Origin of the sequence: Vreelandella titanicae BH1, from assembly GCF_000336575.1 — a bacterium.
GTDB lineage: Bacteria > Pseudomonadota > Gammaproteobacteria > Pseudomonadales > Halomonadaceae > Vreelandella > Vreelandella titanicae.
In genome coordinates this window covers 1-15,731 of sequence record NZ_AOPO01000008.1, presented here as the reverse complement: position 1 = coordinate 15,731, position 15,731 = coordinate 1, and the positions used below count along the sequence as shown (strand labels likewise).

The following is a 15,731-nucleotide window of genomic DNA, read 5'->3' as shown; positions in this document are numbered from 1 at the left end:
GGCTTACTTATCCTCAAATTCCTCAAAGGCAGGAATGTGTAAATTGAAGCTCTCTTTGACCTCTTCCATCACCACGTAGCTTTTCGACTCTTTCACGCCCGGTAGCGTTAACACCACATCGCCCAATAGCTGGCGGTAAGCGGCCATTTCGGGAATGCGGCACTTCAAGATGTAGTCGAACTGCCCCGAGACAAGGTGGCACTCCTGAATCTGCGGTAACTTCTCCACAGCACGGCGAAACTCATCAAAGACCGCTGGCGACTGCGTTTCTAAGCTGATCTCGACAAAAACTAATAAATTGGCCTTCAAAGCCCGCGGATCAAGAATGGCTTGGTAACCACGAATAATACCCGCTTTCTCCAAACGCTTAACGCGTTCAAGGCAAGGGGTTGTGGATAAACCCACTTCCGAAGCTAAATCGACGTAAGAAATACGCGCATTTTCCTGCAAGCAGCGCAGGATTTTAAGGTCGATACGGTCCAGCGTTCTATTTTTTGGTTTCATGGCAGGATCCAATACTGATGAATCAGGCAGTTATTAAAGGTGCCCCAGGGTAACCCGTTCATGCCCCCCCAGGTCACGAGCACTTTCAACGTTTTTATAGCCAGCGCGCTCAAGCGCCTCACGCACCATTTCGGCCTGTTTATAGCCGTGCTCTAGCAGCAACCAACCAGAAGCCGCTAGATAGCGCTGCGCGGAGTTTACCAAATGCAGCAAATCCGCCATGCCGCAGGCGTTAGCAACCAGCGCTGAGCGTGGCTCAAAACGCACATCGCCTTCGGCTAGATGAGGATCATCGGCGGCAATATACGGGGGATTACTGACGATAATATCGAACTGCTTATCTGCATCCGCACACGTTTCCAAAGCAGCAAACCAATCACTCTGTAAAAACCTAGCATTGGATATGCCTAACGAGCGCGCGTTACGGCTTGCCAACGCGACCGCCTCAAAGCGCAGATCCACCCCCACTACCTGCCAGTGAGGTTGTTCGCTGGCAAATGCCAGGGCAATGGCACCCGTTCCCGTGCCAAGATCGAGCAGCCGGCCTGAGGGGAGCGTCGCCCGCTTTAGGGCAAGCTCAACCAGGGTTTCAGTATCAGGCCTGGGTATCAACGTATCAGGTGAGGTGGCTAAGCGCAGCCCCCAAAATTCGCGTTCCCCGGTAAGGTAGGCAACCGGAGTGCCCTGGGAACGTGCAGCGATGAGCGCATCGAAACGGGCCTGCTCCCATAAGGAGCATATTTTATCGCCCCAGGTGTAGAGCCAAGTGCGATCACGCCCGAGCACGTGGCATAACAGCACTTCAGCGTCGATACGCGGCGAGCTGGAACCCGCCGCCTGCAAACGTTGGGCAGCCTGTTTCAACAGCGCATCAAGGGTCATTAGACATCCTGAAGGGCTGAGAGCTGTTCCGCTTGATACTCGTGAATCAGCGGGCTAATCACGTCATCCAACTGCTCGCCGCTGACCACTTCATTGAGTTTATAAAGCGTCAAATTAATGCGATGGTCGGTAATCCGCCCCTGGGGGAAATTATAGGTGCGGATACGCTCACTGCGATCCCCCGAACCCACTAGCGAACGGCGTGCATCTGCTTGCGTCTGACGCTGGCTATCGACGGCGTTACGCTTCAACTTCGCGGCCAGCAGCGACATCGCTTTGGCACGGTTTTTATGCTGACTGCGCTCTTCCTGACACTCCACCACCACGCCGGTAGGCAGGTGAGTAATGCGGATCGCAGAGTCCGTGGTGTTAACGTGCTGACCACCGGCGCCGCTGGAGCGGTAGGTATCCACGCGCAGATCCGAAGGATTGATATCGATATCGCCCACGTCATCGACTTCAGGCATCACTGCGACGGTGCAAGCAGAGGTGTGAATGCGGCCCTGGGACTCGGTCGCAGGGACGCGCTGTACGCGGTGGGCGCCGGATTCAAATTTCAGCTGGGCGTAAACACCATCGCCTTTGACGCGGGAAATGATCTCTTTGTAGCCGCCCTGCTCGCCATGACTGGCGCTCACCACCTCGACCCGCCAACCACGTTTTTCAGCGTAGCGGGAGTACATGCGAAACAGGTCACCGGCAAAAATTGCCGCTTCGTCGCCGCCGGTACCAGCACGCACTTCCAGAAACACCCCACGGCCATCATCAGGGTCTTTAGGCACCAGCAGGCGCTTCAGCTCGATATCCAGCTCGGCTAACCGCTCCCGCCCTTCGCTTAGCTCCATCTCCGCCAACTCGCGCATGTCCGCGTCGCTATCGCGGCTAAGCTGCTCGGCTTCGTGCATATTGGTTTCAATATCACGATAGCGCTGCCAGGCCGCCACCAGCTCCTCTAACTCAGCATACTCACGCGAATAATCGCGAAAGCGTTGCTGGTTATTGATCACGTCGGGATCCGACAGCAGCATCGCCAGCTCTTCAAAGCGTTCGGTAAAGCTGTCTAAGCGTTGGCGCAGAGTCTCTTTCATGCGGGCGTATCATCCTTCTGGCGGTTAACCGGGGGCGCTGGTGTAGTCTCAAAAGCAGGCTTAGTGGGCAACAGCAGGCGCGGAGCGGCGTTGAGCAAATCGTGGTGCTCTTCAGACGCAGCATCGCGTATGGCCTGGGTGGGCTGGTGGAGCAAACGGTTAGTCAATTGATGCGCCAAGCGCTCAATGACTTTAGCCGGATCTTCACCTCGTGCCAGCCGCTCCAACGCTTGGTCGCGGGAAAGATCGCGCAGCGCTTCACCATGCTGGCGGTAGTCGCGGATCAGTTCACCACCATTACGAATACGCCGCTCATGCTGCCAACTACCCACCCCGTGTTCGATCAGCGACTCGGCTTGGTCAGCGGCAACCTGGCGGTGACGGCGATTTTCCTGGATGACCTCTTCCAAGTCATCCACGGTGTAAAGAAACACATCCGCTAATTCGCCCACTTCAGGCTCAATATCCCGAGGCACCGCGATATCGACCATAAATACCGGCCGATGGCGACGTTTTTTGAGCGCGCGCTCAACCATGCCTTTACCAAGTATAGGCAGCGGGGACGCGGTGGAAGAGATCACAATATCGGCGTTCTCGAGAGCGTCAGGAATCTCTTGCAGGGTGATCGCCGTTCCTCCCAGAGGGCCGGCGACCAACTCAGCGCGTTCTCGGGTGCGGTTAGCAACCGTAAGCTCTCGAACACCCGCCTCATTTAGATGGCGCGCAACTAATTCAATAGTTTCACCAGCGCCGATGAGCAGCGCCCGAGAACGGCTAAAGTCATCGAAAATGCGGCTGGCCATGCTGACGGCAGCGTAAGCCACTGAAACGGGGTTTTTACCGATGCCGGTTTCGGTGCGCACCTGCTTGGCCACCGCGAAGGTGTGCTGGAATAAGCGTTCAAGCTCGCCACCCAAGCCCTTGGATTGGCGCGCCTGCTGATAGGCATCCTTCAACTGCCCCAGAATCTGCGGCTCGCCCAGCACCATGGAATCCAGGCCAACCGCTACGCGCATTAAATGGCGCGCTGCATCGTTGTCTAGATAGTGGTAGGCACAGCGCATCAGCTCATCGACGCGTAAGTTATGAAAGCGTCCGAGCCAATTGAGTACTGCCTGCTCGCCAGCCGCATCCGTGACACAGTAAAGCTCCGTGCGGTTGCAGGTAGAGAGCACCGCCGCTTCACTGATTTGTGGCAGGTTACGCAATTCAGCCAATGCGGTTTCAAGCTGCGTTGGCGTAAAAGCCACCTGCTCACGCACGGCCACGCTGGCGGTACGATGATTTATTCCCAGGGCAAGAAGCGTCATGCGTTATGCGTCTTCGCTAGTGTGTCGGACTTTTTGGCAGCCGTCGTGATGATAAGCGGCTGCACCGTCAATTAGGGCTTGCTAAAACAAGTCTTTAGCGTGGTTCGGCGCTGCCTACAAATATCTGTAAACTGCCTACAATAGTCTTTAATAAGTAGGCATAAAGTTTGCTGACCACTTTTTCAAGGAGGAACATTCTATCACAGCAGGCTATCATCTGGCCCACACCACTTTGCCGCAGGCAGGCAAGCCGCTATGCTGGGCATCTGGCCACTTAATCGAGAGACGCATGCGACCTCGCTTTTCTTTATTGGGCCCTGGTTTAAAGGGCTCTACCTGTTCGGGCTTCTCACTAGTGAGCGCTATGTTCCGGCATTCGATGCGATTACCTTTGGCCGCTTCTGCTGCTCTGCTGCTGAGCGCTTGCCAATCTACGCCCAGCCCTCAGGATAGCCACCTCGGCACCTGGGCCGATGACCCAATGCGCAATGCGCCGCCAATAACCCGCGGGCTGGATGCCGCGGGGCTCAGTACGCTGCTGGGCGCTGAGCTTGCTGGCCAGCGTGGCGACTATCGCTACGCGAGCCAGGGCTACCTGGAAGCGGCTAAGCGCTATCACGAGCCAGCGCTTGCTGAGCGCGCCACCTTCGCGGCCCGCTTTGGCGATGAAGCTTCATTAGTCGAAGCCTCGGCACTTCGCTGGCGAGAGCTTGCCCCCCAGGCAGAAGCACCCAATCGTCTGCTGGCAGCCTTTTCACTGCAGCGTGGTGATTGGCTCGACAGCCTTGAGCAGCGCATTGCGATTGTTGAAGCTGGCGGCCATGGCGATATCACCGCCTTTGCAGAGATCGCGGTGGCTGAAGAGGCACCATTAACGTTAATCGCCCAGCAGTTGCGTGAGCATTTAGCCCGCCCAAACGCTGACCAACTGCCCCATCACAGCGATGTACTGTTGGGCACGGCACTGATTGAGGCCGCCCTGGGTGATACAACGCTTGCCCAGCGGCGGCTTGATCAAGTCGAGTTGCTCGACCCCGAATCTGCTGCGTTATGGTTGGTGAAAGCTCGCTTGGCACTGGAGGTTGAGGATTACCCGGCCGCTCAACGCGCTGCCCAACAGGGCCTTGAACTCGCCCCTGACGATGTGCGGTTTATCCTGCTACTGGCTCAAGCAGAAATCCGCCTTAACAATATTAGCGCGGCTGAAGTGCAAACCAACGCTCTGCTAGAGAGCCATGCAGGCAATGAAGATCTGCGCTTATCGCTAGCCCAGCTTTATCTGGAAGAGGGGCACCCCGAACCCGCGCAACGCTTGCTGCAGCCGCTGATTGGCCAACCTAACGTGCCAGATTTAGCCTATTACCTACTTGGCGCCATCACCCAAGAGCAAGGCGATATCGATAATGCGCTGCTCTATTATCGCCAAGTCAGCGAGGGCAGTGAATTTTTGCCCGCTCGCGCGGCGGCCGCGCAAATGCTGATTGAGGAAGATCGCCTGCTGGATGCTCGCGCCTTCCTACGCATTGAACGGATGCGCTTTGATAATTACTTTACTGAATTGGTGATGCTCGAAGTGCAGTTGCTGGACGAAATAAATCAGCCTGCTGATGCTGATGCGCTATTAGACCGCGAAATTAGCCGTACACCTGATGACGCATCGCTGCTTTATATGCGTGCCATGCGGCGCTGGGAAGCAGGTGACATCGCGGGTATGGAGCAGGATTTACGTCAGATACTGCGCACCGACCCAGACAATGCCGAAGCGCTCAATGCGCTGGGCTACACACTGGCCGACCTTAACTTGCCAGGGCGCTTGCAAGAGGCGTTTGAGCTGATTGAGCGTGCCTACGAGGCTGATCCGGACAACCCTGCCGTGCTCGATAGCATGGGCTGGGTCTACTTCCGCCTTGGCGAACCTGAAGAAGCGCTGCCCTGGCTTGAAAGCGCCTATATGCAGCTACCTGACCAGGAGGTCGCTGCGCATCTGGCCGAAGTGCTAAATGCACTGGGGCGTGATGAAGAAGCGCGCCAGTTGATTCAGCAAATCATGCAGCGGACGAACCAACACCCACTGATCGACGGGCTACTCGAGCGTTATCCTGAGCTAAGCCCTGAGCTCAGTCCTTAAATAAGTCCTGAACTAACGCCGCCAGAGGCACCCTAACCCTGCGAACCCCATTTTAAGCGCCCCCATCATGTTACCCTTGCGCTATAACCACCTGACATGGAGCCTGTTTATGTTGACACTGACGTCCCCCTCGCCCCGCTGGCCATTGACACGTCACACTTCGCGCCTCTGGCTTGCCGGCTTCGCGCTTCTCTTGCTCGCCGGCTGTGCCTCCCAGGCTCCCATGGATGAAAGTGGCCGCCAGGCAGGTCAGTGGGAACGCCAGCAGGCCGATGTAGAAGCATTCGATACCTGGACGCTGGTCGGCAAGGCAGGATTGCGCACCCCAGAAGAGAACGTCAGCGCCAACCTGGACTGGAATCAAACCCCCTACTATTTCCGTATGCTGATCAGCGGGCCCTTTGGCGGCGGACGCAACGTGCTTGAGGGGCGCGAGGGACGTTTCTCCCTCTCCAATAGCGACGGCCGCTTTGAGGCAGAAACCCCAGAAGCGCTTATGGAAGAGCAGTTGGGCTGGTCACTCCCCGTCACCGCTATGCCCAACTGGGTGCGCGGCCTGCCCGGTGATCCTGATAATGACAATACCGGCAGTTATCAGCTAGAAACCGACGAACTGGGCTTTCCTAGCCATCTTACCCAAGACGGCTGGGAAATCGACTACCGCGACTGGGAGAAAGTCGACGATTTATGGCTGCCACGGCGCATGGTCATGCACTACGATGATGTGCGTATTACGCTGGTCGTCAACCAGTGGCAAGCTAGCGAAGAGTAAAGGTAACCGTTTCAATGAACGCGCCATTAACGCTTCCCGCGCCGGCCAAGCTTAACCGCATGCTGCATATAGTGGGCCGTCGTGAAGACGGCTACCACGCACTGCAAACACTATTTCAGTTTATCGACCTGTGCGACCACCTTACGTTGGCCCCCCGCGATGACGGGGAAATTCAGTTAACCAGTGAGGTTAGCGGCGTTAGCCACGATGACAATTTGATCGTACGCGCCGCACGGTTATTGCAACAGCATAGCGGCACTGCACTAGGCGCTACGCTTACGATCGATAAGCAGTTGCCGATGGGAGGCGGTTTAGGGGGTGGCAGTTCCAACGCAGCCACCGCATTAGTGGGGCTCAACCACCTCTGGCAGCTCAATCTACCGTTAGTCGAACTAGCTCGCCTGGGGCTTCAGCTGGGGGCCGATGTGCCGGTATTCGTACATGGCCATAGCGCCTGGGGCGAAGGCGTTGGCGAACGGCTTACCCCGGTGACGCTTGATACCCCTTGGTTTGTGATTATTCACCCGGGTATTAGTGTGTCTACGTCAGGCGTCTTCCAAGACCCGCAATTGACACGTGACAGCCGCCCCATTACTATGGCGCGCGCACTGCAGGGGGGAGCGCCGGAGTGGCGCAATGACTGTGAGGCCGTGGTAAAGGAACGCTATCCGCCAATTGCGGAAGCCCTGAACTGGCTTGCACAGCACGCACCTAGTCGGTTGACCGGCACGGGGGCTTGTCTATTTGCTGCTTTCGATACACAGCAATCGGCACAAGCAATCGCGCAATTAGCGGGACAACATTGGCCGGCATGGGTAGCACGCGGACTCAACACCTCTCCCCTACATGATGCTCTGGGCTATTTATAGTTCCGCTCTGGGCAGCTAAAAGCGCCCGGTCAGTGCGTTAGGTTATTGCTGGGGTATCGCCAAGTGGTAAGGCACCGGTTTTTGGTATCGGCATTCCCAGGTTCGAATCCTGGTACCCCAGCCAACCCAACAATGACCTGCGTTTTTTCCCCTGATCCCCAACACTGCAAAGGTGGCTGCGCGTGTCAAAATTGATGGTTTTCGCCGGGAACGCCAATCCCGCACTCGCTCAAAAAATTGCCGAGAGCTTAGACAGCCGTATGGGTAACGCTACGGTGGGTCAATTCAGCGACGGCGAAATCGCAGTCGAGATCAATGAGAACGTGCGCGGTAAGGATGTCTTCATTCTACAATCCACCTGTGCACCGACAAACGACAATCTGATGGAGTTGATCCTGATGGTCGACGCACTGCGTCGCGCCTCGGCAACTCGCATCACGGCAGTACTTCCCTACTTTGGTTATGCTCGCCAGGATCGCCGCGTGCGCTCCGCACGGGTACCGATTTCCGCCAAAGTAGTGGCGGACATGATGGTTAAAGCAGGCGTTGACCGCGTGATGACCATGGATCTACATGCTGATCAGATCCAGGGCTTCTTTGATGTTCCTGTCGACAACGTCTACGGCTCTCCCATTCTGCTGGATGATATCGAGCGTCAGAATTACAGCGACCTCGTCGTTGTTTCCCCTGACGTGGGCGGCGTTGTTCGCGCCCGTGCCATCGCCAAACAGCTGAATGCCGATCTCGCCATTATCGATAAGCGTCGCCCTCAGGCCAACCAGGCCCAGGTGATGCATATCATCGGCGAGATTGAGGGCCGCACCTGTGTCGTAGTCGACGACATGATCGACACCGCAGGCACGCTGTGTAAAGCCGGTGAAGCGTTAAAAGATCACGGCGCCAAGCGCGTGGTGGCCTATGCGACACACCCGATCCTGTCCGGCCCTGCAGTCGATAATATTACCAACTCCGTACTGGATGAAGTGGTGGTGACCGACACCATCCCGCTATCTGACGTTGCCCGTCGTAGCGGAAAAATTCGCCAGTTGAGCGTTGCTGGACTGATCGCAGAAGCGATTCGCCGGGTCAGCAACGAAGAATCTGTCAGCGCGATGTTCCACTAATCCGCTGACGATACAGCCCCCTTTTGGGGCCACGGAAACGTCGTCGTCTGGTCGCGGTCGGCGGCGTCTTCCTTACTTAAACTAAGAGGCAATTCCATGTCTGATTTTATCCTGAAAGCCAGCGTTCGTAACGACCTGGGGAAAGGTGCGAGCCGCCGCCTGCGTCGTGCGAACCAGCAAGTGCCGGCCGTTGTATACGGTGGCGAAAAAGGCGCGCAGTCCATCGCTGTTGAAAAAACCGCTTTCTACAAAGCGATTGAAGATGAGTCTTTCTTCTCTTCCGTCATCAAACTGATGATCGAAGGTAAAGAAGAGCAAGTCGTTGTTCGTGACCTGCAGCGTCACCCTTTCAAGCCGTTGCTGACCCACGCCGACTTCCTGCGCGTTGATGCGACTCACGAAATCACCATCAACGTGCCACTGCACGTGACGGGCGAAGAGAAGTGTGTCGGTATCAAAGACCAAGGCGGCGAACTGCACGTACTGGCCAACGAAGTGGCGATCAGCTGCTTGCCGAAAGACCTGCCTGACTTTATCGAAGTCGACATCGCTGCCGTTGAGCTTGGCACGACACTGCACCTGTCTGACCTTACCCTACCGGCCGGCGTCACCTCAGTTGACCTGTCCCACGGTGAAGAGCACGACAATGCAGTACTCAGCATCACGAAAGTAAAAGTGCGTGCTGATGCAGAAGATGAAGATGGTGAAAGCGAAGGCGAAGAAGACAGCAGCGCCGAGTAAGTATCCCGTTAAGCATCTTATTGGGGCCATGCCTGCATGGCCCTTGTGATGCTGACACGATGTTAGAATCAAGCGCCTCGGCGCTTGATTTTTTTTAGGGCCGTCGCTGGCGCGGCGTCAACCATGTTTTCTGGATTGTTTTAGTCTTCTGGATAGTTTTGGTCTTCTGAATATTTTGTGCGAGGTGGGAAGATGAGCCAGGTAACAGCCATTATTGGATTAGGCAACCCCGGAGCGGAATATGAAGCCACGCGCCATAACGCCGGTTTCTGGCTGGTAGAGGCTATTGCGCAGAGCGCCCATGCAGAGCTACGACCGGAAAAGAAATTTTTCGGCCACTACGCCAAGGTACGCCTAGGCGACCATGAACTGCACCTGCTCAACCCTGCCACCTTTATGAATCGCAGTGGCGCCGCGGTGGCAGCCTTGTGCCAGTTTTTCAAACTTGCCCCTGAAAACCTACTGGTCGCCCACGACGAGCTCGACCTCCCCCCCGGCCAAGCACGCTACAAAACCGGTGGCGGGCATGGAGGCCACAATGGCCTGCGCGATATTATTAGCGCACTAGGCGGCCAGAAGCAGTTTCACCGGGTACGAATTGGCATTGGTCACCCCGGCGAGGCACGCCAAGTCACTAATTATGTACTGGGGCGTCCCGGCAAGGCCGAACACGAGGCCATTGTTCGCGCCATGGACGAGTGTGTCACCACCCTGCCGCTAGCGCTCGCGGGAGACTGGGCCAAAGCCATGAACCAGCTGCACAGCCTCAAGCCAGCATAGACGCCGCCAAAAGCTGTTCAGTTACGCCGGTAGCTGACGGCTAGCGCATCTCGTAGAATGGCGATTACTTTTACGCCCTACCACCTTATTCTCAGGAACATTTTATGGGTTTCAATTGCGGCATCGTCGGCCTGCCTAACGTCGGCAAGTCCACACTATTCAATGCACTGACCAAGTCAGGCATCGATGCAGAAAACTTCCCCTTCTGTACCATTGAGCCGAACGTGGGTATCGTGCCGATGCCGGATCCGCGCCTTGATAAGCTTGCCGAGATCGTCAAGCCACAAAAAACACTGCCGACCACCATGGAGTTCGTCGACATTGCTGGCTTGGTCGCCGGGGCCTCCAAAGGTGAGGGCTTAGGCAACAAGTTTCTGGCTAACATTCGTGAAACCCAGGCAATTGCCCATGTGGTGCGCTGCTTCGACAACGACAACGTTATCCACGTAGCCAACCAGGTCGACCCGCGCGCCGATATCGAAACGATCAATTTAGAGCTGGCGCTGGCCGACCTGGATACTGTCGAAAAAGCCAGCCAGCGTCTGGTTCGTTCGGTGAAAGGCGGTGATAAAGAGGCCATTGCCACTAAGGCGATTCTTGATCGTATTCAGCCCCACGTTGCGGAAGGCTTACCGCTACGCAGCTTTGGCTTAAGCGAGGAAGAGCAGCGCCAGGTGAAGAGCTTCGGCTTTTTGACTCTGAAGCCAACTATGTACATCGCTAACGTCAATGAAGATGGTTTTGAGAACAATCCTTACCTGGATATTGTTAACGAAATCGCCGCTGAAGAAGGCGCGCTTGTGGTGCCTGTTTGCAATCAGCTGGAAGCCGAAATTGCCGAGCTGGATGATGAAGAGCGCTCGATGTTCTTAAGTGAGATGGGCATGGATGAACCAGGCCTTGATCGTGTCATTCGCGCGGGCTACTCACTGCTGGGTCTGCAAACCTACTTCACTGCCGGTGTTAAAGAAGTGCGCGCCTGGACAGTGAAAGAAGGCGCAACAGCCCCCGAAGCCGCTGGCGTGATTCACACCGACTTCCAGAAAGGCTTTATCCGTGCCGAAGTAGTTGCCTATGAGGACTTCGTATCGTTAGGCGGCGAGCAGGCAGCCAAAGACGCCGGAAAATGGCGCCTGGAAGGCAAAGAGTACATTGTCAAAGATGGCGATGTGGTGCACTTCCGCTTTAATGTGTAAGCGGCAACACCCATACGACCAGCAATAAAACATTGACTGAAGGCGGGGTTATCAGTATCATTCGCCCCCGTTGAAAGGCTACGTAGCTCAGCTGGTTAGAGCACATCACTCATAATGATGGGGTCCCCTGTTCAAATCAGGGCGTAGCCACCAGGCATATTAAAAGCCCGCTAATTTTATTTAGCGGGCTTTTTTGTGTTGCCAATTTGTGTAGCCAAGCTTTTATTGCTAAGTAAAACTCAGCTATTTACTTGGACTAGCTTAACGCAGGACGGTTTAGAAATAGCGTTAGGGCGCGGGTTAGATACTCGACATCTTTAGTACCCGCGGTTTCCCGAATCGAATGCATCGCCCATTGAGGCACCCCCACATCAATAGTGGGCACACCCAGCTCGGTGGCGGTAATCGGGCCAATCGTACTGCCACAGCCCATATCCGCCCGGGTAACAAACGACTGCACGGGTACGTCAGCCTCACGACAGACATCGCGAAACAGCGCACCGGTAATACTATTGGTGGCGTAACGCTGGCTGGAGTTCACCTTGATGACCGGGCCACCATTAATCGCTGGACCATGGCGCTCATCGTGCTTGTCGCGAAAGTTAGGATGCAGTGCGTGGGCATTATCGCAAGAAATCATCAGCGACGACTGAATCAGTTGAATCAGCGACTCGTCGTCTCCCTTGCCCACCTGGCCATTAATGCGCTTTAGCACATCCGCCAAGAATGGGCCTTGGGCACCACAGGCACTGGCACTGCCGACTTCCTCGTGATCGTTGGCCACCAACAAAGCGCCTTGACTGCCATCGCAAGCCAAGAGTGCCTCTAAACCGATGAAGCAGGAGAGCAAGTTATCCAACCGGGCGCTGGCCACCAGTTCTTGCTTAACACCGACCAGGGACGGTGGCTGAACATCGTAAAAGCCTAATTCAAAGTCCACTACTTCCACTGCACGCAGGCCGTGCTGCTCTTCTAACCACTGCGCCACTAGCTCGCCTAGCGTAGCCGTATCGCTCTGCATCAATACTGGCGCCATTTGCGTCTGCGGGTTAATCGGCCGTCCTGCGTTGACATCACGATCCAGGTGAATCGCCAGGCTCGGCACCATGGCAATTGCCTGATCGACATTAAGCAATACGCTTTCCAAGCGACCATCGGCATGGCGCACATGCACACGCCCTGCCAGCCCCAGGTCACGGTCAAACCACGGCGCCAACAAAACACCGCCATACACCTGCACTCCCAACTGTAGCCAGCCTGCAGAGCACTGCGTGGCGTTAGGCTTTAGATGCAGCCCTGGGCTATCGGTGTGGGCACCGATCATACGCAGCGCCGTCACTTCAGACTCAGGCAACTGAAAAGCAATAATCGCCGAATCATTACGGGTGACATAGTAGCGCTTGCCCGGGGTTAGCTGCCAATTGGCCTTCTCTTCCAGCCGCTGAAAACCAGCTTGCTCCAATCGCTCAGCCATATTGCCTGCAGCGTGCCACGGGGTCGGTGATTGGCGCAGAAAATCGCATAACCGCGTTAAACGATCAGCGTTGAAAGTCTCGGACATGGAAATCCTCATAACAGTAATGATTGAGTCTCATCGCGCAGGCGACCTGCTACAATACCCCTTCGACCTACGCAACTCATGGGTCATATGCGAGTCTAGGGAAGAATGAGTGTACACAAATCCGGGAGAGCTTGACTGATGAGCTTGTTTGCAACGCTTTCGCGTTCGGTCGCCCTGGCTGTCATGCTGGTTGTTACCAGCCCAGCCGCCTTGGCGCAACTTGAGCCGACCGACGAACAACGCCAGGCGGCAGTGGAAATTGCGGACTCGCTCCGCTACGGCCATTATGCTGATATTACATTTGATGAAGCGTGGTCGCAGGATGCTTTCCAACGCTATTTGGATATTCTGGACGGCCAGCGCGCCTACCTGCTGCGCAGTGATATCGAGCCCTATCGTCACTTAGAGACGGGCATGGCAGACGCTCTTTTCAATGGTGAGTTGGATGATGCGTTTGATCTCTATAACACCTTTAGTGATCGGCAACGGTCGCGCCTTGAGTCTTTGTTGGCAAAGCTGGACGAAGGCCTTGATTTCGATTTTGAAAGCAACGAGCGTTTAGAAATTGATCGTGAAGAGGCGCCCTGGGCATCCCGGCAAAGCGAGCTTGACGAGCTATGGCGCAAGCGGCTTAAAAACGACGCCTTAACGCTCGCCCTGACCGATCAGGATAGCGAACAGATTGAAGACAACCTGCGCCAGCGCTATGAAGGCCAACTAACGCGGCTGGAGCAAACCGAGTCTGAAGATGTATTTGGCGTACTGATGGCAGCCGTTACTAGCAGTATCGACCCACATACTGGCTACCTCTCCCCTCGCCAGGGCGAATCCTTCGATATTCAGATGAGCCTCTCCCTTGAGGGCATTGGCGCCCTACTTCAGTCCGATGGTGAATATGTCAAAGTTTCCAGCCTTGTGCCCGGCGGCCCAGCGGAGCGCGCCGGCGTACTTGAGCCAGCGGATCGCATCATCGCCGTAGGCCAGGAAGAGGGTGAGATGGTCAATGTGGTCGGCATGCGCCTGGACAACGTGGTGGATCTGATTCGTGGCCCCAAAGGCTCCGTTGTTCGCTTGGACGTGGTACCTGCCCAAGCGGTGGATATGACCCGCTCGCAAACCGTTGAGATTACCCGTGACACCGTTAGCCTTGAAGACCAAGCCGCCCATGGCGAAGTGATTGAAGTCGAGCGTGATGGAGAACCTCACCGCTTAGGGGTGATTAACATCCCGACGTTCTACGTCGATTTTGACGCCTGGCAAGCGGGTGAAGAGGAGTATCGCAGCACTACTCGCGATGTTGCCAAAGAAGTCGAACGCCTTAAAGAAGAGGGCGTGGAAGGTATCGTGCTTGACCTACGCAACAACGGCGGCGGTGCGCTCCAGGAAGCCAACTCGCTTATTGGCCTGTTTATCGACCGCGGCCCCACCGTACAAGTGCGCGATGCCCAGGGGCGCATTCAACTGTATGGCGACAGCGAAGCAGGGACACTTTATGACGGCCCGCTAGGGGTGCTGGTGAATCGCCTCTCCGCCTCTGCCTCGGAAATCTTTGCCGGTGCGATTCAGGATTATGGTCGCGGCTTAGTACTGGGCACGCCGACGTTTGGCAAAGGCACCGTGCAGACGCTCAACGAGCTGAGCCATGGTCAGATCAAACTGACTCGCGCCAAGTTCTACCGCATTTCCGGCGACAGCACCCAGAATCGCGGCGTTGAGCCGGATATCGACTTCCCCAGTTTGATTGATCCCGAGCGTATTGGTGAAAGCAGTTTGGATAATGCCTTGGCCTGGGACACCGTTCAGAATGTCCAGTATCGCCGCTATGGCGAACCTGAAACCATGCTAGACAAGCTGATAGCCCAGCACGACGCACGCGCTGAGGACAACGCCAACTTCCGCTATTTAGAGCGCCAGTCCACGCTGGCCCGCCAGTTACGCGAGCAGCACACCAGCGTGAGCTTAAATCGTGAGCAGCGTCAGCGTGAAATGGAAGCCCAGGAAGCCGAACAGCTTTCGCTGGAAAACCAACGCCGTCGTGCACTGGGCCTGGAAGAGCTGGATGAGTGGATGGATGCTCGTACGGATGCCACCGAAAGCGTCACAGAAGGAATTGAGGACGCAGAGGCAACCCAAGACAGTGAAGGGGAAAGCGACGAAGATGACGCACTGGCTGTTGATCGCGCCTATGTGCTCGAATCGGCTGAAATCCTGCTCGACTACGCCCGCCTGCAAGACACTCAGCGGCTAGCCGCTAAGCGCTAAGCAAGCCGAGTTAAAGAAGCAAACGCCGCCCCTTAGCAAGGGGCGGCGTTTTGGTTTTAACGTTTTGGCTTTAACCCTGGTTTCAACAGAGCGCCGCCAGGCGGGCTGGCCGGTCACCCATTTTGGTTAAGCGCCGAGTCAGCGCAGCTAACTGGGCGGCACTGCCCTGGCCACCCGCGCGAATCACCTCATGAGCCCAGGCAGGCAACTGGGGGGCAAGCCGGTAATAGACCCACTGCCCCTCACGCTGATCACTCAGCAACCCACACTGACGCAGCTGAGCCAAATGACGCGATACTTTAGGCTGGGACTCCTGCAGCGCATAAGTCATTTCGCACACGCAAAGCTCCTGCTCTTGAGCCACCAGCAGCACCAGCATCAAACGCGTCTCATCGCTTAAACATTTAAACACCTGCAAGGGTTGCGGTGTATTCACTTTGCCCACCATAAACTTCCCAGACTGATTGACTATGTGTAGTTTACGCCACAAGAACCGTTAGCAGTAAGCACCACG

At 56.0% G+C, this 15,731-nt stretch carries 14 protein-coding genes and 2 tRNA genes; 10 read left to right on the top strand and 6 right to left on the bottom strand.

Annotated features, from left to right (window positions below):
• Positions 1-3: 3 nt before the first annotated feature.
• Genes HALTITAN_RS14700 through hemA form a run of 4 tightly spaced genes read right to left on the bottom strand, consistent with a single transcriptional unit; the run spans position 4 to position 3,784 of the window.
• Positions 4-504 (bottom strand): Lrp/AsnC ligand binding domain-containing protein, encoded by a 501-nt coding sequence (locus HALTITAN_RS14700; protein WP_007113443.1) that lies wholly within the window; start codon positions 502-504, stop codon positions 4-6.
• A gap of 33 nt (positions 505-537) precedes the next feature.
• Positions 538-1,386: a peptide chain release factor N(5)-glutamine methyltransferase gene (gene prmC, locus HALTITAN_RS14695; protein ID WP_009287575.1), complete on the bottom strand. Its 849-nt coding sequence runs from the start codon at positions 1,384-1,386 to the stop codon at positions 538-540.
• A complete protein-coding gene (gene prfA, locus HALTITAN_RS14690; protein WP_009287574.1) occupies positions 1,386-2,474 on the bottom strand; it encodes a peptide chain release factor 1 in 1,089 nt (362 codons plus the stop codon). Before prfA ends, prmC begins: the two co-directional genes overlap by 1 nt.
• On the bottom strand, positions 2,471-3,784 hold the full coding sequence (gene hemA, locus HALTITAN_RS14685) for a glutamyl-tRNA reductase (protein ID WP_009287573.1): 1,314 nt from the start codon (positions 3,782-3,784) through the stop codon (positions 2,471-2,473). The genes prfA and hemA overlap by 4 nt, the downstream gene beginning before the upstream one ends.
• 364 nt (positions 3,785-4,148) lie before the next feature.
• Between hemA and HALTITAN_RS14680 the strand changes: the two genes are divergently transcribed.
• The 9 genes from HALTITAN_RS14680 to HALTITAN_RS14640 all read left to right on the top strand — a co-directional run bounded on the left by HALTITAN_RS14680 (position 4,149) and on the right by HALTITAN_RS14640 (position 11,547).
• Complete coding sequence (locus tag HALTITAN_RS14680; protein WP_169331558.1) at positions 4,149-5,912, top strand: tetratricopeptide repeat protein; 1,764 nt, start codon at positions 4,149-4,151, stop codon at positions 5,910-5,912.
• Positions 5,913-6,021: 109 nt separating this feature from the next.
• The gene (gene lolB / locus HALTITAN_RS14675) at positions 6,022-6,684 is read left to right on the top strand and encodes a lipoprotein insertase outer membrane protein LolB (protein WP_022522563.1); all 663 of its coding nucleotides are present in this window, start codon (positions 6,022-6,024) and stop codon (positions 6,682-6,684) included.
• Positions 6,685-6,698: 14 nt separating this feature from the next.
• Positions 6,699-7,553: a 4-(cytidine 5'-diphospho)-2-C-methyl-D-erythritol kinase gene (gene ispE, locus HALTITAN_RS14670; protein WP_009287570.1), complete on the top strand. Its 855-nt coding sequence runs from the start codon at positions 6,699-6,701 to the stop codon at positions 7,551-7,553.
• A gap of 49 nt (positions 7,554-7,602) precedes the next feature.
• Positions 7,603-7,677 (top strand) — tRNA-Gln (locus HALTITAN_RS14665).
• A gap of 58 nt (positions 7,678-7,735) precedes the next feature.
• On the top strand, positions 7,736-8,677 hold the full coding sequence (locus HALTITAN_RS14660) for a ribose-phosphate pyrophosphokinase (RefSeq protein ID WP_009287569.1): 942 nt from the start codon (positions 7,736-7,738) through the stop codon (positions 8,675-8,677).
• A gap of 96 nt (positions 8,678-8,773) precedes the next feature.
• Entirely contained in the window at positions 8,774-9,418 is a 645-nt protein-coding gene (locus HALTITAN_RS14655) for a 50S ribosomal protein L25/general stress protein Ctc (protein ID WP_009287568.1), read from the top strand.
• Between the two features lie 192 nt (positions 9,419-9,610).
• On the top strand, positions 9,611-10,198 hold the full coding sequence (gene pth, locus HALTITAN_RS14650) for an aminoacyl-tRNA hydrolase (protein WP_022522562.1): 588 nt from the start codon (positions 9,611-9,613) through the stop codon (positions 10,196-10,198).
• A 104-nt stretch (positions 10,199-10,302) separates the two neighbouring features.
• Entirely contained in the window at positions 10,303-11,394 is a 1,092-nt protein-coding gene (ychF, locus tag HALTITAN_RS14645) for a redox-regulated ATPase YchF (RefSeq protein WP_009287566.1), read from the top strand.
• A 76-nt stretch (positions 11,395-11,470) separates the two neighbouring features.
• Positions 11,471-11,547 (top strand) — tRNA-Met (locus tag HALTITAN_RS14640).
• A gap of 103 nt (positions 11,548-11,650) precedes the next feature.
• On the opposite strand, the gene HALTITAN_RS14635 is transcribed toward HALTITAN_RS14640, so the two are convergent.
• Entirely contained in the window at positions 11,651-12,955 is a 1,305-nt protein-coding gene (locus HALTITAN_RS14635) for a M18 family aminopeptidase (protein ID WP_039859608.1), read from the bottom strand.
• A 138-nt stretch (positions 12,956-13,093) separates the two neighbouring features.
• On the opposite strand from HALTITAN_RS14635, the gene HALTITAN_RS14630 reads away from it, so the two are divergent.
• Positions 13,094-15,217 carry a carboxy terminal-processing peptidase gene (locus HALTITAN_RS14630; RefSeq protein WP_009287564.1) on the top strand — a complete coding sequence of 708 codons (2,124 nt, stop codon included), beginning with the start codon at positions 13,094-13,096 and terminating at the stop codon, positions 15,215-15,217.
• Positions 15,218-15,299: 82 nt separating this feature from the next.
• Here the strand turns inward: HALTITAN_RS14630 and HALTITAN_RS14625 are convergent, their stop codons facing one another.
• Entirely contained in the window at positions 15,300-15,665 is a 366-nt protein-coding gene (locus tag HALTITAN_RS14625) for a metalloregulator ArsR/SmtB family transcription factor (protein WP_039859606.1), read from the bottom strand.
• Between the last annotated feature and the right edge of the window lie 66 nt (positions 15,666-15,731).